The sequence below is a fragment of the Allobosea sp. GW823-FHT02B03 genome (assembly GCF_058797755.1).
Genome location: NZ_JBXAJY010000004.1, coordinates 171072 through 192269, shown reverse-complemented (window position 1 = coordinate 192269; position 21198 = coordinate 171072). Strand labels below are relative to the sequence as shown.

The following is a 21198-nucleotide window of genomic DNA, read 5'->3' as shown; positions in this document are numbered from 1 at the left end:
TTCTGAGGCAACCCAACTGATGTGCAACGCTCACCGGCAGCTTGCCGCTTTCCCGCTGGAAGTCCTGCGGACTGACTTGCGATTGGCGACCGCGGCAAACTTCCGCTGAAGACTGCGGGTATGCCCCCGTTTAGGGATCACGCTTGTTCTGTGCGCTTCAATCCCGGCCAGCGTGCGCTCACGGTTCATCGTAAGTTCGAGTTCGGCAAAAGCGGCATAGGCTGCGTAGAGCGACGGACCGTCCGCCTGGCCGATGTCAATCGATGAAGCTGCCCCGGTCAGCACTCGAAGCCCGATGCCGCGCGATCTCAGCACGTCAAGGACGGCAAGCAACTCACGCATGTTACGGCCGAGCCGGTCGAGCTTCCACACCACCATCCTGTCTCCGCGCCGGCAACTACCGATCGCGGCAAGAAGTCCCCGCCCTAGGCTAACGCCGGACAGCCGCTCCGAAATCACGAGGTCGCATCCAACCGCCTCCAGCGCCTTCCGCTGGAGGTCGAGCCTCTGCCTTTTCGTTGATACCCGCGCATATCCGATCAGCATTCTGCCGCCGGAATCTACGCGTCGCCGCACACTTTCGCTCATCGCCCCCGTCATTGCTAAACGCTCCGGCCGTCACTGTCGTGGATTCGCCTGCTGCGCCGCAACGAAAAGGCTTTCGGCATACGATCGTAGCGGCACTGCCGCGGGGTTGTTCGAGAAACAATGATGGCGCGATACGCCATGGCACGGGGTTGTGCTTCCCGGTTACCGCCCGCCCAGGCTGATGATTCCTTGAACGCGGCGGCGCAGTCCAACTAGGTCAGGAGGGCATGCGCTGCCCTAATAAGATCACGAACAAACGAGCTAGAGTTGAATCGACACCTGCCAATTGGTTGACCGCGCCCGAGCTATAATTTCGGGCACAGTGGTCCACAGCTTTTCGTTAGAAATCGCGTTGTGAAGCAATACCTGATGCTGGCTCCCCAACGCTTCTGACGCCAAGATTTCTCCTTCTGTGAAGGCAAAAAAGAAACCTCCGAAGTTAGGTTGGACACGGCTTTGATTCGATGTCTTAATCTCGATGAACAGCATGCTGGATAGATATTTTCTAATGCTATCGATGTCGGAAAAATCTACTTCGCAACCCTCGGGTAAGGCTATGGCGTCGAAGCTAGCTTTCCTAATGACGATACCGACTTCTTGCAGCGCGGTCATTAGATTGCGCAGACCCATCCCCTTCGGACGCGGCACATAGTGCCGATGGACCGTCAGCATCGCAGTTTCGCCGGCTGCCCCGTTTTGGTTTGCAAGCCGTTTGATGTGCTCGCGCTTGAGGTTGATAAGATCAATGACGTTCTGCAACGGCCTCTCCCACAGCCAATCGGCGTCTGCGATCCTGGCGACAATCCAGCATCAGGGGTGGCTGATGTTACAGGTTGATTGCGCAAATCAAACGGGGGAGCGGACGGCGACGTTCGCGTCCGGCTGAAGACTTCCGCTTGGCGCCGTCAGTCCACTCCGGGGGCGCCTATCCTATCCGACCGGGCCTGCTTCCCGATGGATTGGAGCGCTTCGGTAATTAAAGCAGCGCGCGCATCCTCATTCTCGCTGGCGAGCGCCTTTTCGATCAGCATCTCTGCGTATGCGGCGCCGCTGTGGAAATTTTCCTTCAATTCCATAATGACATCACGGACCGCGTACGCACGCTCCTGCCCCTGAAGGTAAGCAGCCAACGTCTTTTCCGCGTAAGCGAGCACCGCACGGCGCACGAATTCGTCCTTATTGGGTGTAAACGCCATATGGCGGTAGGTGCGGCTGAAATAGGAGGGCATAACCCCTTATACATGAAAAGGGATTAAATTCCTAGACAATTCGTGATTGGTGGCTTCCATCGGAATGCCTGAGAACCACGCCCCCCTTGCAACAGACGCGCGAAGGTGATGCGGCTTTTCCTTGAAGCGCCGAGCCGTCTCCGCAATTTTTGCGGACCGCGCTCTATTCACCGAACCCGTAACGGTTTCGGCCCATGCGGGTGACGATCGCTGACGTGAAAGCTCTCTTGGGCGTCTGAAGCCGCAGGGTCTTCAAAAAGCGCGCGGGCCGCGCGCAGGAAACCCTCGTTCAAGCTTACATCGACACCATCGGCGTTTTCCAATGACCGAAGTCCGGTCTGCCCGCTCCATTCGGGCAGACAGCTGGCGCTGGTCTGCCCTCCCGTGTTGCCCTGACCGCGAAGACGCGCCCCAAGGGGTTCGGTCTTGGAGCCGCTGCCTTTCGATCGAGACGTCCTGGCGCCTGTCGGCGCCCTAAGTCAGGACGCTCGGCGCTTGCCAAGGTTTCATGCGCAAGGCTCAAACAAGAACAGAGCTTTCGCTAGCAACCCAAGCGAAAGGCAACCAAAATGAAAAAGGACATTTATCAGACCATTACCGACCGTATCATCGCCGACCTTGAAAAAGGCGTGCGCCCGTGGATGAAACCATGGAGCACCGAGAATGGGACGGGACTTATCTCACTTCCCTTACGCGCCAACGGCATTCCCTATCGCGGCATCAACATTCTGATGCTGTGGTCGCAATCGATCGAGCAGGGCTTTAGCTCCGCCCACTGGTTGACGTTCAAGCAGGCACAGGAGCTTGGCGGGCATGTCCGGAAAGGCGAGCGCGCAGCCCAAGTGGTTTATGCCAACACACTGAGCCGCACCGAGACCGACGAGAAGACCGGCGAGGAATCCGAGCGCAATATCCCCTTCCTCAAATCCTATGCCGTGTTCAATACCGAGCAAGTGGAAGGTTTGCCGGAACGCTTCACGCAGCTACCGGAAAAGGCACTGGAGCCGGTGCAACGCATCGAGCGCGTCGAGGCCTTCATCCGGTTAACGGGGGCAGACATCCGGCATGGCGGCGGCAAGGCCTATTACCATGTTGTCGATGACCGCGTGCAGATGCCGCTGTTCGAAACGTTCGACGCGCCCGAAAGCTATTACGCGACCCTCGCACACGAGCTCACGCACTGGACGCGACACAAGACGCGACTGGATCGGGATTTCGGGCGCAAGCGTTGGGGCGATGAAGGATACGCAGCCGAGGAGCTGGTCGCCGAGCTGGGTTCCGCCTTCCTCTGCGCGGATCTGGAGCTGACGCCCGAGGTTCGCGAAGATCACGCGGCCTATATCGCCAACTGGCTCACCGTGCTCCGAGGCGACAAGCGCGCGATCTTCACTGCGGCAGGGCATGCACAACGAGCCGCGGACTATCTCAACGCGTTCAGCGCACCGGCTGCGCAGGAAGCGGCCTAGCGATGAATGTCCCGGATCACACAATCCAGTGGCAAGGCATGGCGGTCACCATCCGCCATGTCGCCAACTGGTCGGGCACCGGCTTCGATCATATCGAGGTTCAGACCGTTACGCCGGCGAGAGCCCCGCTCCCGATCACCGAGACCGGCTATCGTTCGCACTTCCTGCACGGCGAGGATCTGGCAGGGTACGGGGGCGCAGTAGCCTTCGTTACCAACTGGCTCGATCACGAAGCCCGCAGCGCGGTATGGCAAGAGCATCAACGGTCATCCGCACAGCTGTCCCTCTTTTGAGGGGCAGTTGCATCCGCCTAGGCGAACGCGATTCCGCTGTGCTCGCCTCCCCGGGACCCCGCCGGCGCATCCTTGTCTTCCGCGCTTTTTCCAAACTACAAAACAGTGTATCAACAGCGAATGTCCGAGATATTTGATCTTATTAAATGGAGAGCCTCTTCGAAGGCAGAAGTCATCCAATGGCTCAAGCAAAGCGAACGCACTGAAAAAAGATCTCGTGATTTTCTGGTTGTTCGAACCCAATTGCGACCCGTCGACGTTTATTGTTACTTAGTTGCGCGCTTCGGAAGGCCAAACGGTTTCCAGAATTTTCTGCGGCGTGATGACAGCGACAACTGGATACATTGGGATTTTAATATCAAATCCGGCGATAAAGACATATATTTCGCGGGTACTTCGCGTGAAATCCATATTGGAGTGGGAAGCCAGCTCAGCAGCCTCGAATGGAAATCCCTCATTCTCGCAATTAAAAATGATTATGCTCGGGTGGGTCGCGAAAAGTCGCAGGTGCTTCACTCCCTAGAAAAGTACATCGTATTTCAAAATAAGTACGTCACCTTGGCGAATTTGTGCGCGGACATGCATGCAGAAATTGTTGATGCCGGTCGGCAAGAAAGAATGCCAACAGGATCAAAAAATTACGAAGACAATATTGAATTATTTAAGGAAACAATGAAACGAATATCAGAAAGAGCGACGAGCTTGTACGGACATAGCCTCAAATTGAGATTGATTACGCCCATCATGGCAGAAGCATTTTTGAATATGATAATACTGATACTGTGCAAAGACGACATAAGAGATGATGAAGATAGATACCAAGCATTTGTGCGGGCAAGGATTCCAGACAGGCTTCGATTGCTAAGCGAAAATTGTGATGGGTTTGCGCGCGCGGTTGATCCTTCAACCGAATCATACGCCAAATTCATGCGGATGATCGACAAAAGGAACTATGCTCTTCATGGAAATGTAAATCCTGTGAAAGATAAAATTGAGATTGTTTATTTTGACAGCAGACGACCGTTATTCAATACACCTGGACACAATATCGAAAGATTTTTCGAGCATCTGGAATTTGTTAATGATCCTAAGTCCGTTATCGCGGACTACGAAGCGACACACGATTTTCTTTTAGAGATTTTAGAGTGCATGAAAGAGCCCGTGCGAAATTTTGTGCAACAAGTTATAGATGATTCCTATCCAGGATATGAAGTCAAGAAACGTCGGGTGACAAAGATACTTCCGTCAGCTGTAGTGACTGGCTTTATGCAAAGCACGAGATATGACGACGAGCTTGATGTTACTTGGTAGCGCGTGCCACGTGCGGTGAATCAATTTTAAGGCCCTACGCAGCTTCGAGATCGTTAGGTCCGAGGTAGGTCACATCAATGAAATCTTCATTGTCGGCAACGACCGCCTGAACCAAGCCGCACCGCATGGGGTTCAGCGGCACTCTCAGGACCCCTAGGCGTGTAAAGTCGGCATCGAGAACGAGGGTTTTACCGTTGTCGTCCCGAAGTCGTACTGGTGTGCCCGTTTCGACCCAGATATCGTCCCACGCGACTGCAAAGACTTGCTCTTGCTTCCGCCATTTACGGCGCCGTGCCGGCGCAAGGCTTTCGATAAATTGCAGCCAAAGACCATGAGTATGGGGGGTGGGCCAGTCCGGATCTAGCGTCCCCTCTCTCACGTCATCACTCCGCAGCCATTGCCGGAGTTCGTTCATGCTGGTGAAATCGGCCTCAGTATCGGCCACTACCTGTATCGCGGCCATGCGGGAACTGAAGCCGGCGTGCATCAGGATCGCGGCAGAACGGTTGAGCGTGCCACTCTCTACAGCGGCAACGGCGACGCCAAGCTCGAGGTCATCCATCGTAACGCCGTTTTCAAGGGTATCGCCATTTGCGATAGCGCGCACCCTGACAGCCTCCATTGCCCACGGAAGGCGATAGACGAGCGACTGTTCGACGAACTGAAGGACCTCGTCCTCCTGATTTATCGTCATGCTTGCGATGGCTTCCCCTCCGAGCCATGCGCTCAGGATAGCGCGCCAGCCTGCCGGAAGGTTGTCAGGTGCAAACGGTGAGATCGCAAACGCTTTCTCGGCGAAGGCTGTAATCGTTTCAATGGCCAGATCATTGTCGTTGGACAAGATTGCACCGTTCGCTGTGGCGAGGAGCTGATTGAGTTCGGCCGCGTCGGCATCGAGAGCCTCTCCCGTCCCAAGCCCCACACCTGCGAGAAAATAGCCGCGACGCTGCAGTGTTGACGTCCTGCTCCAGATATAGCGCGCACGCGCTGTCAGGCCTGCCTTCAACTTTTGCCGAACGATGTCATTCCGGCGCAAGAGTCTGCGCGACCAGAGCGAAGACGCCAACACCTCGTCAAGCGTTGTTTCAATGTCCTCATCGGCAACATCACGCTCACCGAGCATGCTTAGGATTGCCGTATCAAGTGTAGTCAAAAATCCGGCCCACCGGTTACGCTCCAACTCTCGCTCAGCGAGCGATTCTCCCGGCAGTACAGGAAAATTCCAGGCTGCATTGCCGGCGAGATATGCGACCATTGTATCAATATCTGCAAGTTTATGCTTTTGCGCCATACGTTGAAGCAAGGTCCCGACTAAGCGAAGCAACCCGCTTTCCATCTCCTTGCCCTTCGCGTTCGCGATCATCCGGCGCCACGAAGCGCGACGCTTCGGGATTTCGTCAAACATTGGGCAGAGTGCTAATCCCTCAACATCGACATACGCACGTCCTGCGCGGCCCACGACATTTCGAAATTCCGCGATATCGATGTCCTCGCGGTTTCGCACAAGGCCGTGGAAAATGAGTGTCGTGGCGGAAAGGTTGAGGCCCTGCGCGAGTGTCGGCGAGGACACAGTCACTTTGAGCACTCCGTCCCGAAGTAGACGTTCGACCTCTTTGCGAAACGGAGTTGGCAATGCGCCGTGATGGATCGCCACGCCGAGGCGAAGGCACTTCAGGATGGGGCTATTCTTGCCCAGCCATTCAGCGCCGATTGCCAGGGCGTTGTCGAGTACAGAGGGATCGTGCTCGAGAACTGACGAAAGCGTGCCTCGCTTCGCAAGGTCGACGATTCTTTCGGCAAAGGGCTCAACCGATTTACGCAGGGGACAAAAGATCAGCACTGAGTGTTCGTCAGCCAATAGTGCCCAAGCGGTCGCGATACATAATTCGCGTTGATCGCACGGATAAAGCCTAGTTTTTCTACCTTTTGGTAAACTCGATGTAATAAATGTTTCGATCCAAGGTTGCTCCTCACCAATTGAGATGTCCAGACGCGCGTGGTTACCTTTCCACGTGACTTCACCATAACGAAGTCGCGTGGGCCGCCAGTCTTTCTTTACCAATCCGCTAGGCTGGTCGGCCGTCAACCAAGCCGTGAAATCATCGAGTTGTTTTCCATCGGGAAGAATGGCAGACAAGCAAACTATTCTTCTGCCCGCTGCATCGCTACGACGAAGGAGGCGCTGTATTTGAACCTCATAGCGAACCTCCCGCTCCGTGAGGCCGATCATGTGACCTTCATCGAGAACAACAAGACCGACATCGTTCAGAAGATCGGGGTCATTGCGCAGCGCGAAGTCCAGCTTCTCCGGCGTGGCGACAATGATATTACTCTCCCGAAGAAAATCTTCATCGACCTCACTGACGCCGATCGCGCCGTACAAGCTCGACACCGTCTTACCAAGCGGCTGGAAGGTCCGCTGCAAAGACACCTCTGTCTGGGCAGATAGCGCGCGAAGCGGCGTCACGAACACTACACGGCGGCCAGCGGCCAGGCAGGCAAGGATGCATAGTTCTGCGATCCTTGTTTTACCCGCGCTGGTCGGAAGTGAAACCACCATATTATCTGAGAGATCCAACGCTCGGGTTGCAGACTCGATTTGCGAAGGCCAAAGATCGATCTCGGCACGCCCCCGCCGCATCAACGTCGCAATGAAAAGCTCGCGATATTCAGCCCAATCGGCGTGACCATCGACGAGAGGCATGAGCGGAAGCCGCTCGTGAAAGCTGGATGACCAGAGGTCGTTCAGAAGATGGATCGTCAGACGGTGACACCACCATTGCGGAACGAGATTCAACTCTTGTGCTGATGTTTGGCCAACGCGAAGGCGCGCAATCGCAGTCCCTAGCAGTTCGCGCTCGCCACGCTCAAACGCAAGCATCGCGATACCGAGTGCGCTCATGAAATGATCAGAAAGCGCGATATCAACGACGCCAATGAGCTTCTCTTCGGGCTCCTCGTCACCGGCAACATCGTCGTCAGTTTCGATATCGGACAGCATGTCAATGAGAGTGTCGTCGCTGGCGAATTCACTCAGCCTATCCTCGGCGATCAGCGCTTCGAGGCCGTCCAGATCCCGTAACATGAGAAGAGAGAGTGCACGCTCCGGGTGACTAAGATTGGCTTCGCCCAACCCCTCGTGAAGGAGTGAATAGGCGCGGGCTGAATAACGGGCGAGATGATAGCAGGCGCCGGCCACCAGTCGGTGAAAATCCCGATCGTTGCTGACCGGTCCACGCGCGATCACTGCTTCGATCGCAGATGCGGCGTTCTCAAAGGCGCTTCTTGCGGCCTCCGGTTCGGCCTCTTGGTCAAGGAGGCGTAATCCCTGCGTCATCAGCCCATAGGCATAAGACAGCAGATCGTAGCTCATCACGGGCGAAAATTGAGGGGCATCGTCTGGCAAATCGCCATCGCGCCAGATCATGGAGCGAGCTTGCCCCTTCGCCAGCAGGTCGTTCCGAAAGCCGGGCGCCGTTGCGTCACGGATCAGTGCTGCGATCTCCTCAGGGCTTGTTGCCATCGGCGATCACCTTGTCGAAAATCTGTTTGATGAAATCCTGATGCGTCGTAACGCGTAGACCGATGGAAAGCTGCGGGATTTTCCCAGCGTAGGCCGTTAGATCGGCAGTCAGGAGCGCACAGGGGTTGGTTCCTGTGAACATAAACATCAAATGGGATAACTGCTCGATCTTGATCCGCTTCTTGAGGGAATATTCGTCTATCAGATCCGAGAGATCCGTTTCGCCGATTTCGAATAACCGATCCGACACGAACGCGAGCGCATGGGGCGTCGGCCGGCCATGGCTTGAGAGCAATGCACCTCGAGCCTCGACGACAGTCTTCTTGCCAAGGTTCGCGCGGCTCTTCACTTCGCCCTTTAAAAAGCGGGCGCCGACCTTTGGATCGAGACGCACGGCCAATATGTCGTCACCGCGCATGGCCATTTCGCGATGATCCGCCCAACGCAATTTAAGCACTCCAATTTTGTAGCCCGTAAATTCATTGACCCAGCTTGAAGCCAGAATCTCGCCGATATCGCCCGAACGGCTTTTGGGACCCGTAGGCAGTTTCGTGGCGACGTATTCCGCCGCTTCAGCCTTACCCAGCTTCTTCAGGATACGAGAGACGCGAGCGGCAGCGGCGTAATGGCCAGGCACAATCGCAGAGACATTTGTAATCGCATCCGAAAGCTTTGCCGCATCGGCCTCGAAATACAGCAGGTCGTGAGACTTCACCTTGATATCGGTGCGCTTGCACCACTCTTTTATTCTTGCCAATTCCCGAGCCCCCTAGCAGCGCTCAGCCTAGTGCAAATGCGGAGGGAAAGCGACCAGTGTTTGCAATCGGGGGTGGCAGACGATAGTCGGGGGTATGGCCGATAAAGCCACCTCGCTGTCGGCCAACGTCACGTAAATCTTGAAATTCCGAGCTCTGCTCGCAAGCTGTGTAATGTAAACACATTACGAGCTTGGGAAGGGGGCCCGCTGCGCGCCCCCGTTCCATCCCCCCAGCCATTGGCCCGGATTTCGGCCTTGAACCTACACCGAGCCAGCGCACCGTTCCGGCGGTGCATCCCGGGTCAGCGGCGCGTCCCTGCTCCCCCGACACCACCATGACCAAGGAGACCCGGTCTCCCTGGACCCAGCGATAAACAGCGGGTGGTAGTTGCTAGCAATCCTTTTCCAAAGCTCGATATGAAAATACGAGCTTGTGCGCGGAATTTCTGGCAATTTGGGGCAAATTCTGGTAGAATCTACGTATGGAATTAGATCAGCCAAATAGCTCAACAGACCCTTTGACGCTCGCAGAAGCGATGCATCTTCAGGCCGTTGAAAGCAACCCGCTCGACCCCCAGCAGGCAGCGATGTTCCGCATGTTCGAGCGCGAAGGCTGGTCGGCTGAGGAGCGAATTGCTTATCTTCGGAAGCGTGTGCTCGAGCGCATTGGTGCGCCCGCCGCCGAATGAGCGACGAGGCCTATTGCTACCCTCCTGATTTTGCCGTCCTTCGCAATCGCTTCGGCATCCGCGACTCCATACTGCTTGACGAGATTGAGCGTGAGTTCGTCACGCTGCGGATGCTGGAGCCCGCTCCTAGCGGGCGCTTTGACCTCGCACACCTGCGTGCAATCCATCGCCACCTGTTCCGCGACGTCTACGAATGGGCGGGCGACCTCCGCACCGTCGAGATTGCGAAGGAAGGGTCGCAGTTCCAATTTCGCCGTTACATCGAAACGGGGATGGATCACGTCCACCGCCGGCTCGTGGCGAGTAATTATCTCCGCAGCTTGTCTCGCACAGAGTTTGCTAAGGGCGCAGGCGAGATCTTGGGCGACGTGAACTACGTCCATCCATTCCGGGAAGGCAACGGGCGGGCGCAACTCATCTATTTGCGACAGCTCGCCGAACAGGCTGACCATACGCTCGACTTGTCGCGCCTTGACGCTGAGGACTGGATGGAGGCGTCACGCAGCGCACATCAGCATGATTTTGCGCCCATGGGGCGTTGCATCGCTAAGGCCTTGGTTGACTTGCGACCCGAGCGCGACGGCCGGCCGCGCAGAAGGACGCGCCGCAGAGAGTAAGATGCCGCACGTGACGCTGAAATCGAGATCGGCGGCTCGGCAGGCTGATTACTGACCTTTTCTCTTTAGGTACAGGTCGTTAAAAACTCGATCCGCACCCCAGGCTTGTGCCGATGTGAATGCAAGCTGCCTAAGCTCATCGCTTTCTAGAGGTTGCTGTCCAGGCTTATATCCGAGATCGTGGTTGGCCTCTGACCAAGCGTGTTGAAACAACGTCTTGATCTGCAGTTCAAAACAATAGGGCACAAAACTTTTATCCAAGTCGGGATCAATAAGGTCCGGCAATAACATAAGGACATGATGATTCCCGAAATAGCCGAATTCCCACTCGCTCTCGGGCAACATATCTTTGGACTCGATTGCATGAAAGTATCTCTGCACCTCCGCAGAGATACTATGCACGTCGTCTTTATAGAAGGTGATGATGCGTGCGCCAATCTGGTCCTGTATCTGATGGAGCGGGTCGTCGTACTTGGGCTTTCCATCTTTGACAGCCATTGCCTTTTCGACGAAGCGGTCGACCGACTTGGGTCGGGTCGAAATCCGATCGATCCGAGGCTGCCCGGAAAGGATCTCATGTAGCAACACCGACAGTTTATCCGCGATGGGAAAAAGCACGGTGTCGTATCTCGCCCGATACAGTGCTTCGACCGTCATCGACCTTTTTCCAGTTTTTCGCTAACCACTGAACCCACCGTGCTGTAGCGGATCTTATGGGCGGCTTTGTCGACGGGCTGGTGCTCAAAAACCTTGTCGAATGAGGCTGCGTCGGCCGTAAGCATGGCGCCGTTGTCGAGCTCTACAGTTCGATAGGGCAATTGCTTCGTGAACTCAGCGGCATCGAATTGAAAGTTGTCGGCTGAGAGGTCGGCGCGATCGAGCTGCTTTACGACGGCTGCCTTGGCTTCGTCAGTGAAGCCATATCGATTGCAGAACCCCTCGACACTTATCGTTTCCTTCCCCAATCCGCTGGCAAGGGTGGCAGCCGCTGTGATCTGGCGTTTGGTCTCGAGATCGCTGGTGGCCTTGATGGCTTTTTTTAACGCAACGGCGAGACGACGGGTGCCGAAGGCAGCGCTCGTCATAAAGTCTGACAGAAGGAAGTCTTTCACCCAATAATCCGAGGATTCCAAATCCTGACTGTTGATCTGCTTGTCGACGGCCATCCCGCTCCAGAATCCTCCTTGAAGCGACTGATGCCTGTAGACCACCGCCTTGTACGAGTGCGCGTTCTTCATGAAGACACGATCAATGAATTCCACCGTCAACATGTCTGCGGCCTCGTTGACGACCACGCCGTTGTTGGCCCGGAAGCGCGAGATCACCACCTTATGCTCGGCGGCTTCCGTGCCCTTGATTAGGAAGAGCAGACCCAATCCCGAGCGGCGTGTGGTTACCTTCGCCAACTCGTCAGCTAGCGCACGCCCTGGATCAACGCCGGGAGCACCCGCATAGTTGATCAACATGTCCCGGCGACCATTGACCTGGGCGCCGCCAGCGGCCTTGCTGAAGGCGATTCCGATGTTGCACTCGGTATCAGCCTTTTCGTAGACGCTCTTCATCAGCGCGAACATGTCGCCCTCGTGCGGCACTTCGCTTCCCATGATTGCAGACGGCTCGGCGGCTCCCTTATTCGGATACACCAAGTACGTGTGTATGCTTTCGATAGGCACGTTGGTCCTCCCCCCGGCACCTGCAGCTTGTTTAGCAGAGCTACGACTTTTGCGAAGAGTAGGATAATTTAGTGGTGAATTCCGATCGCACGGGTGCCGATGAGCTTCGTACTTTTGTCTTACTTATCGCGGAGCGGCGTCGATTGTGGCCATCACGTGCCTAGGACTGAAGCGCGGCGATTTCTCGCTTCTTCATGCATATTGACTGGAGTCGCACCGAGGACACGCAAGACCATCGCCGCAAGAAATCGTCCAGGTGAAAGCTCCGCCGGAGTACGATCAACGAGAATAGCTACCTTCGGCAGACGCTTGAGCGTTTGATCAAGGGTATCATCCGGGGGCGCGGCTGGCGCAACTTCTTCCTCGTCTTCAAGCCCAAGCTCAGGTTCCAATATTCCTTCCGGTGGCGGTTCCGCATCGGCGCCCGGCGGAACGACGTCGTCCGCGTAGTCCATCAGAACGAGACACGTAGCGTGGTACGCGTCGTCTTCCCGCCCAAGTTTGACGAGCAGATCGAAAATCCACTCCGCTGTCCTAGACTCCTTAGCCAAAATGTCCGAGCGAAGTCCAAAGACGAAACCGAGCGCTGCGAGCGGATGTCGAAGTCGCAGATTCTTGGCGTCGCCATAGGATTCCTCGACCCTGTTAGGCGCATTCTTACCGTAGGACGAGTCCATACGCTTGGTAGAGACAAGCAATTCCGGTCCGGTCAACCCATCTGTAATAATAACATCGACCTGCTTGAAATAATTCTTGCCAAGGATGGCTGCCGACGATGAGGTAACACCCGGTATAGAAGTCTTAGTCTCAATAATTTTGGTGACCTGCTCTCGAAGTTTCCCCGAAAGCAGATTCATCAAAGCTGCCACCGGAGCAGGCAGAACACGTGGATTGTTGGGCTTCGGCCACACCTGATCTGATCTAAAGCCCGCCCTACGCAATTCGTAGCTGAGCCACACATCGAGGGCGAGCGCCGGAACTCCGGACTGAGTGGGCGCCTTCAGATGCAGGGGTACGCCTAGCAGGAGTTCCAGCGTACCGTAGTCGGGTTCGAAGCGCAGCTGACCTTCTGGATCTTTAACCCAGGGGTTGCTGTGAATCCCGTCCGGCGTCGCCTGCTCGACGATATAGTCAAAAAGTCTCCACGCATCACTTTTTGCGGATGGTTTGGCAGCCACGGGCGACTCTCACAGCAAGGCAAGTGGCATGCGCGACTTACGCTTGCCGTAGGGCGTGGATTTATTTTTCGAAAATGGCACCGGAGCTAGGCTGCTGGGAAGCCAATATGCCAGTTCAGTCAGCATAGTGGCGCCAGCGCTGGAGGGATACAATAGCGCCTTCAAGTTCGTCGTCTCTCAACTTCGCAGCGGTCGTAGCCGACGGAAAGAGAATCCGTGCTGCTTCGCGGGGCTCAAGCTTCAACATACCGCCTCCGAGCGCATGACCTTCGAGCTCGCAGCTCAATCGAACGAAAGGTGACGACCATCCCGGCAACAGCTTGTTCGCGAGTGCCTTATCGCGCACCCGCACCGAGTGGACACTATTGGTGCACGATACGCCGGCGACGTTCCTCACAAGGTTCACATTTCGCCCGGACATATAGCTCATCATGAAGTCGGGAATCTGAACATCAGGCACAGCGTACCAAGGTGCCCGGTTACGGCACTTGTACCCTTGCCGGGCCTCCTGGCCGGCACTGCTGTCGAGATAATTGCGCACCGCCACCGGGAGATTTTGATCGCGCTCCAGCCGTAGCAGCAGCACCGGATCGTCGCCCCGTGTCCATTTCTCGACAGTAGCCCTGGTAATTTGCTTGTCCGGCATTGCTCGGCCGTTACGCAGCGAAGGCTGCAAAAAGGCGGACGGTATTTTCAGCCGCTTTGCGTCGGAGGGCCTCAAATGAAAGAAGTCGTTGTCTCCGCTGACGTAACCAATTCCCACGGCCGCGAAATCAGCAAGCCGATGCGTGTGGGGATCAAGCAGCGCTGCCGCGTATACGCCGCGTAGAGACGCGGGCAGTAGATAAGGACGCAAGCGCCGGTTCCAAACGGCGCGCCATTCTGCAAGGTCTATCTTGACGGTTGGCTTGGGCGGTGCGCTTTGCGGCGCGAACTCATCGACTACCGTCAGGTCGATGGTGTCGGCTTTGCCCCCAAATCCGTCGGTATAGAGAAGCCAGCAATCTTCCGAGAGTGTCGGGAACAGCTTTTTGCGAACTGCAACGATCTGCACCGTCGAAAAGGACGCGACAAGGTAGTCGAGTAGCGGCGCGGCATAAGGCGCATGTCCAATCTCCGCCGGCACGACAAAACCCATTCGACCGCCACGCTTCAACAGGCCGGCGGTCGCTACAAGGAACGGCGCCCACGAGGAAGTTAGCCCCGTGAAACGGACGCCGAGATCCAGGCAAAGGTCCAGTGCCCGACGTCGCATTTCGTTCTTGAACGTTTGATACCGAATGAAGGGTGGGTTGCCCGCGGCACACTCAAAGCGCTCGCGGGTTTCAACGGCCCACGTAAAAAAATCGCCCTCATGCACCAGAGCGCCTGGTGCGCGCTCGATCGCGCGATGCGCAGAGATAGGGTTCTGTTCAATGCCAACGCTATTGCGGTGGAGTGCCAGAAACTGGCCGTCGCCACACGATGGATCGATCATCCGGTCGGCGGGTCCGCGGCACACCCAAGCGACCAGCGCCTGACTTACGTCATCTGGCGTAAAAAAAGCGCCCGACCGCTTCTGAGAATATTCCGGAGATCCGCCCGCCATCGCGCTCACCTTAGTCAGATCGGCTTCTTTCGCAACCGCGCGGACTGGAACATAATAGGAACAAACACCGCCGACTAATGGGCGCTCGCATATTTCGGAATCACGCCGACGCATCGCTCACATCGAGAGATTTCGATATGGGCTGCATCGCGGGGAAGCGGGACGCGGGCTACCAATTTCAGGTGCACGATCACGAGGCCGGCTACCCGTCGTTTGCAACGCAATCAATTCGGCTTCGAGGCGCTTTTCGTGATCCATTATCTGGCGGTGCAACGCGCGGCGCTCTCCAAGCTGGCGATTAATTAAAGCCTGCCGCTCGGCGTTATCACGCACCAGCGCTATCGCTAGCTCTTCTTCGTTCTGCCTGCGAACTGCCGCGTGTTTCCCCGTTATTCGATCCCACAGGCTCCGTAAAAGACCTTGTCTGAAGCGCGCGTATCGAACTCTGGTTTCCTCAACCTGCCGCACCGCCAGCACGTCATTAAGAAGCTGCCGTTCGTGCCGCTGCCAGGCGACAAGTTTCTTTCTTTGCGCCTGAAGGCCAAGCCTCGCCTGATCGAACTCGCCCTTCACTTCTGTTGCGAAGCGTTGCAGCTTGGCTCCGACTTCCCGCGCCAGCCGGATCTTCAGGTCGTCGACACTCGGAAAGGTCGCGGGATCGCCCATGCGTGCATTGACGTCCTTGGTGCGCACACCGGCCCAGCGTGCGATTGCATATACCTCGCCGGTGTGGTCGACGGCGGTGAACGCCCTTCGGTCCCCGCGCGCGATATAATAGCCGCGTGCTTCCAACGCCTGCGCGAACGCCTTCCCCGAATCTGAAATCGCCCAGCAATCCTGAAAGATCGCTTTAACGGTCCGTGGATCGCGATTAACACGCTTTGCCTGTTGCCACTCCGCGCGAGAAAAGTTGAGCGGATTGCGCTCTTGGCTAATCACCAACCCAAGCGGCATCTTCCAGCCGTGCTTGATGTAGAGCTCCCGGCTGAGATCGCGCAGCTTGAACTTGAAATGCGGAAGGTTCACCGCCCGCATCTCGTCGGATTTGATGCGCGACCAGACGCAATGGGCATGGCGCCTGCCATTCTTCTCGTGGAAGACGATCACCCGCGGCTGACCGGTGAGCCCGGCACGCTGCTCGACCGTTTCGATCGCAAGCTCGAAATCCGCGACCGTGGCACTCTCCCCTTCAGGGGGATTAAAGCTGCACGAAAACAGAAATTGGCGGCATTTCGTGCCCTTGCTGATCGCATAGGCTTCGCGAAAGGCGCTCACGACGTCTTCGCCCACGAAGCCCCGCACCTCGTGCACATGGACGTGATCATTCTCGTCATCGCGCATCAAATGCACGGCGAGAGCCTTCCCACCAGCACGTTGGGACGCCTTAATAATCATCGGCAGCATCTTCGATCAGGCCGAGCGCAGTCATCAGACGCCGCCGGATTTCCAGCACCGCGTCACAGGCAGCCTGAAGAGCCTCTTCGGTCTCTTTTGATACGGGCAGCGCACCAACGCGCGCCGCCTTCAACATCTCGCGGAGCATCGGAGCGAGATCGGACTGCCCGAGCATGCCTAGCACATGTGCAAGCTGGCGGGCGTCGGTGGTCGGCTCCTGCCAGCGACGGGGGCGGTTCTGGCCGTCGAAGAGACGCGTGCGGATATATTCGCCCAGCGTCCGCTTCCCGGCTTCTGCGAGAAGGCGGCTCCGCTCGCCTTCCGTCAGCCTTACAGCGACAGGTCGTGTCGGCTCTTTGCGCGGCGCCTGCTTTTCACTTTCCTGCTTTCCGAGGTCCATGTCCTGCCGTTTCCGGACAGGCACCGAGCAAACGGCTTCCCGCGCCCTGATCGCAGATCAGAGGTCAAATTTCGGGGGCTGTTTGGGCTTGATGCCGGTCGCTTGAAATAGCAAGGCAAGCGGGTTGAGGGTCAGCTCCACCAAATTTCCTGCCTAGCGCATTGGAATTGGTGGATTTTTCCGAGCACCATCAATCTTCATCAGGCCCATAGTCCCTCGGCTGAGGTTCGCGGCCCGTCCCAGCGGGGCTGAGATTCGACCGGGCAACGCCGCCGCCCGGCCTGCCGGCAGGCTGCGAAGTTCGGCCCCACCGTCTCGGGGCACCTCCCTGGCAGCAAGGCCGCCCCCCGATCGGCGACACGCGCCCGTACGTTGCCGTAGCGCAACAACGAAGCGAAAAGCTGCGAAATCGAACCAATTCCTGCGACCGGCCGGGTGTACGCGAATCACCTGCCGCCCCACAGTGAACGTTGCGTCACCGCCCTGAAGGTGGCGGCCGACGCCTGCCGAGGACCGATGCCTGCCCATTTGAAGCGCGCCCTGCGCGACACGACCGCTCTCGTTACTTCCCGCCTCCCTCCTGCAGCGAACCTGCTGGCGACCGGCGTCATCACGGGCGCGCTGCTGCTCCAACCGGGCCAGGCGCTGGCTGCGGATCAGACCTGGAACGGCCCAGGCGTGGACTTCAACGCCGGCGCGAACTGGGTTTCCGGCGTGGCTCCGGGCAGCAGCAGCGACACTGCCGTCTTTGCCGGAACGACTGCGCCGCGCGCATTGTCGACCTCGCTGAATACTTCCCTTGGCGGGATAAGATACGATGCCGGAGCAGCCGCGTACACCATCACGTTCGGCCAGGACATGCAGGTATTCGGTGGTATATCAAACGATTCCACCAACACGCAGACTATAAACGTCGACAATTTCGCCTTGTTTTTCTACGGAACGTCGGCGAGCGGCAACAACGTCACCTACAATCTGACGAACGGCAACATCCAGTTCCGTGACAATTCGGTTGGCGGCCTCTCGCGCTTCAATACCGGCAGCAGCGGGCAGCTCGCCCTGTTCGATACGGCGAACGCCGTCACCCTGGGCTCGCTGAGCGGCGGGGGGATCGTCTCGAACCAATCCGTCAGCAACAAGACGCTGACCATTGGCGGCCTCAACGAATCGACCACCTTCTCTGGCGTGATCCAAACAGCCGGGGCCAATGGCACGCTGGCCGTCGTGAAGGAGGGCACGGGCACGCTGACGCTCACCGGCGCGAACACCTATGCCGGCGGCACCACGATTTCGGCGGGCACCCTGCAGATCGGCAATGGCGGCACCACGGGCTCGGTCACCGGCAATGTCGTGAACGACGCCGCCCTGGTCTTCAACCGCTCGGACAGCGTGACCTATGGCAGCGTCATCAGCGGCTCGGGCAGCGTTACCCAGTCGGGCGGCGGGACCCTGATCCTGACGAACACGAACATCTACACCGGTGGAACGACCATCACGACCGGCTCGACGCTGCAGATCGGCAATGGCGGCACGACCGGCACACTCGGCACCGGCGCGATCATCAATGACGGCGTCCTCGCCTTCAATTTCGTATCGATCGGGATCAATCATACCGTCACCGACACGATCAGTGGCACAGGCTCGCTCAACGTCATCGGCGGCGGCATAATCCTGACCGGCACCAACACCTATTCCGGCACGACGACCATCGCAGCGAACAGCGGTCTCGCGATCGGCAATCACACTTCGACCGGGACGCTTGGGACCGGCGCGGTGGTGAACGGTGGGGAATTGGTGGTGGCCCGAACCAATCGGCACGTCATCTCCAACGATATCAGCGGCAGCGGCGCGCTTCGACAGCGCGGCAATGGCACGGCGGTCCTGACCGGCACCAACACCTATACCGGCGCGACGACCATCGATTTCGGAAGGACGCTGCAGGTCGGCGATGGCGGCACGACCGGCACGCTCGGCACTGGCGCGGTCACGAACAACGGCACCCTGGCCTTCGACCGAACCGACAGCCATGTCGTTTCCAACGCGATCACCGGCTCGGGCAGCCTGACGCAAACGGGCGGCGGCACGCTGATCCTGACCGGAGCGAATGGCTACACCGGCCCGACGACCATCGCCGCCGGCTCGACGCTGCAGCTCGGCAATGGCGGCACGACCGGCTCGCTCGGCAGCGGCGCCGTCACGAATAACGGTGTCCTGACGGTCAATCGAAACACGCTTGGCGGCCCGCTCACGCTCGCCAACGCGATCGGCGGCACCGGCTCGCTCAACGTCGTCTCCGGCGGCGTTTATCTGACCGGCGCCAACACCTATGGCGGCACAACGACCATCGGGCCGAGCGGCGGCATCCAGCTCGGCAATGGCGGCACGACCGGCAGTCTAGGCACCGGCGCGCTGGCGAATCACGGGCTGCTCTACCTGAACAGAAGCGATACGCACGTCGTTTCCAACGCGATCAGCGGCAGCGGCGAGCTTCGCCAGCTCGGGACCGGCACCGCGATCCTGACCGGCAACAACACCCGAACCGGCATAACCACCATCGACAGCGGCAGGACACTGCAGATCGGCGATGGCGGCACGACCGGCACGCTCGGCAGCGGTGCCGTCACGAACGGCGGCGCGCTTGTCTTCAACCGCACCGGGCAGGTGACGCAGACGGGCGCGATCTCCGGCTCCGGCACGCTTCGCAAAGAAGGCACGGGCGAGCTCGTCCTCACCGGCAACCATGGCTATACCGGCGCCACCACGGTGAATGCCGGCACCTTGTCGGTCAACGGCGTGCTCAGCGCCTCCTCGCAGGTGACGGTGAACCCCGGCGGAACGCTGGGTGGCGTGGGCACGGTGACGACCACCCAAATCAATGGCGGCACGCTGTCCCCCGGCAATTCGGTCGGCACCATCGCCATCAGCGGCAACCTCGCCTTCGCGGCCGGCTCGACCTATCGCGCAGAGATCCAGGGCGCGGCCGCCGACCAGGCCAATGTCACGGGCACCGCGTCGCTCGCCGGCACCTTGCAACTCATCGGGCTGGGCGGTGCCTATCGCTTCTCCTCGCCCTATACGCTTCTGTCCGCCACCGGTGGGCTTGGTGGCACGCGCTTCGACACCATCGCCAATCCCTTCGGCGACGGCGTGATCGTCACCGTCGGCTACACTTCGGGCGACGTCCAACTGACCCTGGCTCCCAAGCCGCTGACGCCCGTCGAGCCCGGCCCCGATGTCCCGGTCACCCCGCCCGAGCCCACACCACCTACCGTCGAGCCATCCCCCCCACCGCCCCCGCCGGCCGGACCGCGGATCATCGGCGTCACCGCGCCGGCCAACGCCTATGCGATCGCGAAGTCCATCGACAAGGCGATCGCCAATGGCGGCGATCCGTCCTCGCTGTTCGGCATCTACAACCTGCCGGCGGCATCGATCCCGGCTGCGGTGAACAGCCTCTCAGGCGAGATCCACAGCGCTGCGCCCGCAATGGCGCATATCGCCTCCGACCAGTTCTTGCGCACGATGCTCGATCCGATGGCCGGCGGCCGGCTCGTGGCCGGAAATGCCGGGCCGGGCGCCGCCGCCTTCTCGGGCCTCGTGCGCAAGGGCGACGACCAACCCGCCGCCCCCTCGCGGCTCGACGCCCCGTTCTACTCGGTCTGGGGCTCGGCCTATGGCTCCTACGGCGCAGCGGATGGCAATGCGGCGGCCGGTACCGCCAAGCGGACCGTCGACAGCGCGCATCTGGCCACCGGTCTCGACATCAGGCTGATGCCCGGCACCGTGGCCGGCATCGCGGTCTCCGGCGGCAAGGCGCGCGCCTCGCTGCCCGGCATCCTCGGCAGCATGGATGCCGACGTGTTCCAGGCCGGCCTCTACGGCGTGACCCGGCTCGGCCCGGTCAAGCTCGGCGGGGCGCTGAGCTATGCAAGGCTCGACAACGATGTCCGGCGCAGCATTCCCGCGCTCGGCTCCAGCCTCGCCTCCTCCTATGACACCACCGCCTGGAGTGGGCGCCTGCAGGCGAGCACCACCTTGCTCGCATGGAACGGGCTTTCGTTCTCGCCGCTGGCCGCGCTGCAGGCGACACGGGCGCGCAGTCCCGCGGTGACAGAGGCGAACTGGGCCGGGGCCAATGCCGGCGCGCTCGCGCTGACCAGGCGCAGCGACGTGACCAGCCGCAGCGAGCTCGGCCTGCAGCTCGATGCCGACAGCCTGCTCGCAGGCGTGCCGGTCACCGGCTATGTCCGCGCCGCCTGGGCGCACTATTTCCAGCGCGATGCCGGACTGACCGCGAGCCTTGTCGGGCTTCCGGGTGCGAGCTTCGCCGCGACGGGCGCCGAGATCGGCCGCAACAGCGCGCTCCTCAGCGCCGGTGTCGCGGCAAAGCTCAGCGAGCGCGTATCGCTCGGTCTGAACCTCGACGGGGAGCTCTCCGACCGCGGCAGCCGCATCGGCGGATCGGCCCAGCTCAGGATCAGCTTCTGATCT

At 58.8% G+C, this 21198-nt stretch carries 17 protein-coding genes; 6 read left to right on the top strand and 11 right to left on the bottom strand.

The features are described from left to right. Positions 1 to 30: 30 nt before the first annotated feature. From AC1REK_RS14465 to AC1REK_RS14455, 3 genes are all read right to left on the bottom strand, one after another. Complete coding sequence (locus AC1REK_RS14465) at positions 31 to 546, bottom strand: recombinase family protein (protein WP_492273800.1); 516 nt, start codon at positions 544 to 546, stop codon at positions 31 to 33. Positions 547 to 849: 303 nt separating this feature from the next. Beyond that, positions 850 to 1347, bottom strand: a complete 498-nt coding sequence (locus AC1REK_RS14460) for a hypothetical protein (protein WP_492269510.1) — start codon at positions 1345 to 1347, stop codon at positions 850 to 852. 146 nt (positions 1348 to 1493) lie between these two features. After that, positions 1494 to 1817, bottom strand: a complete 324-nt coding sequence (locus AC1REK_RS14455; RefSeq protein WP_492269511.1) for a hypothetical protein — start codon at positions 1815 to 1817, stop codon at positions 1494 to 1496. Positions 1818 to 2386: 569 nt separating this feature from the next. On the opposite strand from AC1REK_RS14455, the gene AC1REK_RS14450 reads away from it, so the two are divergent. The 3 genes from AC1REK_RS14450 (at position 2387) to AC1REK_RS14440 (ending at position 4887) form a co-directional block, all read left to right on the top strand. Further along, a complete protein-coding gene (locus tag AC1REK_RS14450) occupies positions 2387 to 3283 on the top strand; it encodes an ArdC family protein (RefSeq protein WP_492269512.1) in 897 nt (298 codons plus the stop codon). Positions 3284 to 3285: 2 nt separating this feature from the next. Further along, positions 3286 to 3576, top strand: coding sequence for a hypothetical protein (locus AC1REK_RS14445; RefSeq protein WP_492269513.1), 291 nt, complete (start codon positions 3286 to 3288; stop codon positions 3574 to 3576). Between the two features lie 120 nt (positions 3577 to 3696). Next, on the top strand, positions 3697 to 4887 hold the full coding sequence (locus AC1REK_RS14440; protein ID WP_492269514.1) for a hypothetical protein: 1191 nt from the start codon (positions 3697 to 3699) through the stop codon (positions 4885 to 4887). A gap of 34 nt (positions 4888 to 4921) precedes the next feature. Here AC1REK_RS14440 and AC1REK_RS14435 read toward each other — a convergent pair whose 3' ends face one another. Both AC1REK_RS14435 and AC1REK_RS14430 read right to left on the bottom strand, forming a co-directional pair. After that, positions 4922 to 8410 (bottom strand): DEAD/DEAH box helicase, encoded by a 3489-nt coding sequence (locus AC1REK_RS14435; RefSeq protein ID WP_492269515.1) that lies wholly within the window; start codon positions 8408 to 8410, stop codon positions 4922 to 4924. Then, on the bottom strand, positions 8394 to 9167 hold the full coding sequence (locus AC1REK_RS14430; protein ID WP_492269516.1) for a Hachiman antiphage defense system protein HamA: 774 nt from the start codon (positions 9165 to 9167) through the stop codon (positions 8394 to 8396). Before AC1REK_RS14430 ends, AC1REK_RS14435 begins: the two co-directional genes overlap by 17 nt. Before the next feature lie 482 nt (positions 9168 to 9649). Here AC1REK_RS14430 and AC1REK_RS14425 point away from each other — a divergent pair, with 482 nt between their 5' ends. Continuing rightward, complete coding sequence (locus AC1REK_RS14425; protein ID WP_492269517.1) at positions 9650 to 9856, top strand: hypothetical protein; 207 nt, start codon at positions 9650 to 9652, stop codon at positions 9854 to 9856. Further along, positions 9853 to 10473 carry a Fic/DOC family protein gene (locus tag AC1REK_RS14420; RefSeq protein WP_492269518.1) on the top strand — a complete coding sequence of 207 codons (621 nt, stop codon included), beginning with the start codon at positions 9853 to 9855 and terminating at the stop codon, positions 10471 to 10473. The genes AC1REK_RS14425 and AC1REK_RS14420 overlap by 4 nt, the downstream gene beginning before the upstream one ends. A gap of 48 nt (positions 10474 to 10521) precedes the next feature. Here the strand turns inward: AC1REK_RS14420 and AC1REK_RS14415 are convergent, their stop codons facing one another. The 6 genes from AC1REK_RS14415 to AC1REK_RS14390 form a co-directional block, all read right to left on the bottom strand. Then, the gene (locus AC1REK_RS14415) at positions 10522 to 11130 is read right to left on the bottom strand and encodes a GTP pyrophosphokinase (RefSeq protein ID WP_492269519.1); all 609 of its coding nucleotides are present in this window, start codon (positions 11128 to 11130) and stop codon (positions 10522 to 10524) included. Then, complete coding sequence (locus AC1REK_RS14410) at positions 11127 to 12146, bottom strand: hypothetical protein (protein ID WP_492269520.1); 1020 nt, start codon at positions 12144 to 12146, stop codon at positions 11127 to 11129. Before AC1REK_RS14410 ends, AC1REK_RS14415 begins: the two co-directional genes overlap by 4 nt. A gap of 152 nt (positions 12147 to 12298) precedes the next feature. Next, positions 12299 to 13324 (bottom strand): hypothetical protein, encoded by a 1026-nt coding sequence (locus tag AC1REK_RS14405; protein ID WP_492269521.1) that lies wholly within the window; start codon positions 13322 to 13324, stop codon positions 12299 to 12301. Between the two features lie 115 nt (positions 13325 to 13439). Then, complete coding sequence (locus tag AC1REK_RS14400) at positions 13440 to 14912, bottom strand: Eco57I restriction-modification methylase domain-containing protein (protein WP_492269539.1); 1473 nt, start codon at positions 14910 to 14912, stop codon at positions 13440 to 13442. Positions 14913 to 15029: 117 nt separating this feature from the next. Further along, positions 15030 to 16316: a relaxase/mobilization nuclease domain-containing protein gene (locus AC1REK_RS14395; protein ID WP_492269522.1), complete on the bottom strand. Its 1287-nt coding sequence runs from the start codon at positions 16314 to 16316 to the stop codon at positions 15030 to 15032. Continuing rightward, a complete protein-coding gene (locus AC1REK_RS14390; protein ID WP_492269523.1) occupies positions 16297 to 16707 on the bottom strand; it encodes a hypothetical protein in 411 nt (136 codons plus the stop codon). The genes AC1REK_RS14395 and AC1REK_RS14390 overlap by 20 nt, the downstream gene beginning before the upstream one ends. A gap of 516 nt (positions 16708 to 17223) precedes the next feature. Between AC1REK_RS14390 and AC1REK_RS14385 the strand changes: the two genes are divergently transcribed. After that, on the top strand, positions 17224 to 21195 hold the full coding sequence (locus AC1REK_RS14385; RefSeq protein ID WP_492269524.1) for an autotransporter outer membrane beta-barrel domain-containing protein: 3972 nt from the start codon (positions 17224 to 17226) through the stop codon (positions 21193 to 21195). Positions 21196 to 21198 lie beyond the last annotated feature (3 nt).

Bases quoted from the DNA above. Each gene is read 5' to 3' on its own strand.
- AC1REK_RS14465 (WP_492273800.1), bottom strand. From the start codon at position 546: ATGCTGATCGGATATGCGCGGGTATCAACGAAAAGGCAGAGGCTCGAC.
- AC1REK_RS14455 (WP_492269511.1), bottom strand. From the start codon at position 1,817: ATGCCCTCCTATTTCAGCCGCACCTACCGCCATATGGCGTTTACACCC.
- AC1REK_RS14450 (WP_492269512.1), top strand. From the start codon at position 2,387: ATGAAAAAGGACATTTATCAGACCATTACCGACCGTATCATCGCCGAC.
- AC1REK_RS14445 (WP_492269513.1), top strand. From the start codon at position 3,286: ATGAATGTCCCGGATCACACAATCCAGTGGCAAGGCATGGCGGTCACC.
- AC1REK_RS14440 (WP_492269514.1), top strand. From the start codon at position 3,697: ATGTCCGAGATATTTGATCTTATTAAATGGAGAGCCTCTTCGAAGGCA.
- AC1REK_RS14435 (WP_492269515.1), bottom strand. From the start codon at position 8,410: ATGGCAACAAGCCCTGAGGAGATCGCAGCACTGATCCGTGACGCAACG.
- AC1REK_RS14425 (WP_492269517.1), top strand. From the start codon at position 9,650: ATGGAATTAGATCAGCCAAATAGCTCAACAGACCCTTTGACGCTCGCA.
- AC1REK_RS14420 (WP_492269518.1), top strand. From the start codon at position 9,853: ATGAGCGACGAGGCCTATTGCTACCCTCCTGATTTTGCCGTCCTTCGC.
- AC1REK_RS14415 (WP_492269519.1), bottom strand. From the start codon at position 11,130: ATGACGGTCGAAGCACTGTATCGGGCGAGATACGACACCGTGCTTTTT.
- AC1REK_RS14400 (WP_492269539.1), bottom strand. From the start codon at position 14,912: ATGGCGGGCGGATCTCCGGAATATTCTCAGAAGCGGTCGGGCGCTTTT.
- AC1REK_RS14395 (WP_492269522.1), bottom strand. From the start codon at position 16,316: ATGCTGCCGATGATTATTAAGGCGTCCCAACGTGCTGGTGGGAAGGCT.
- AC1REK_RS14390 (WP_492269523.1), bottom strand. From the start codon at position 16,707: ATGGACCTCGGAAAGCAGGAAAGTGAAAAGCAGGCGCCGCGCAAAGAG.
- AC1REK_RS14385 (WP_492269524.1), top strand. From the start codon at position 17,224: ATGCCTGCCCATTTGAAGCGCGCCCTGCGCGACACGACCGCTCTCGTT.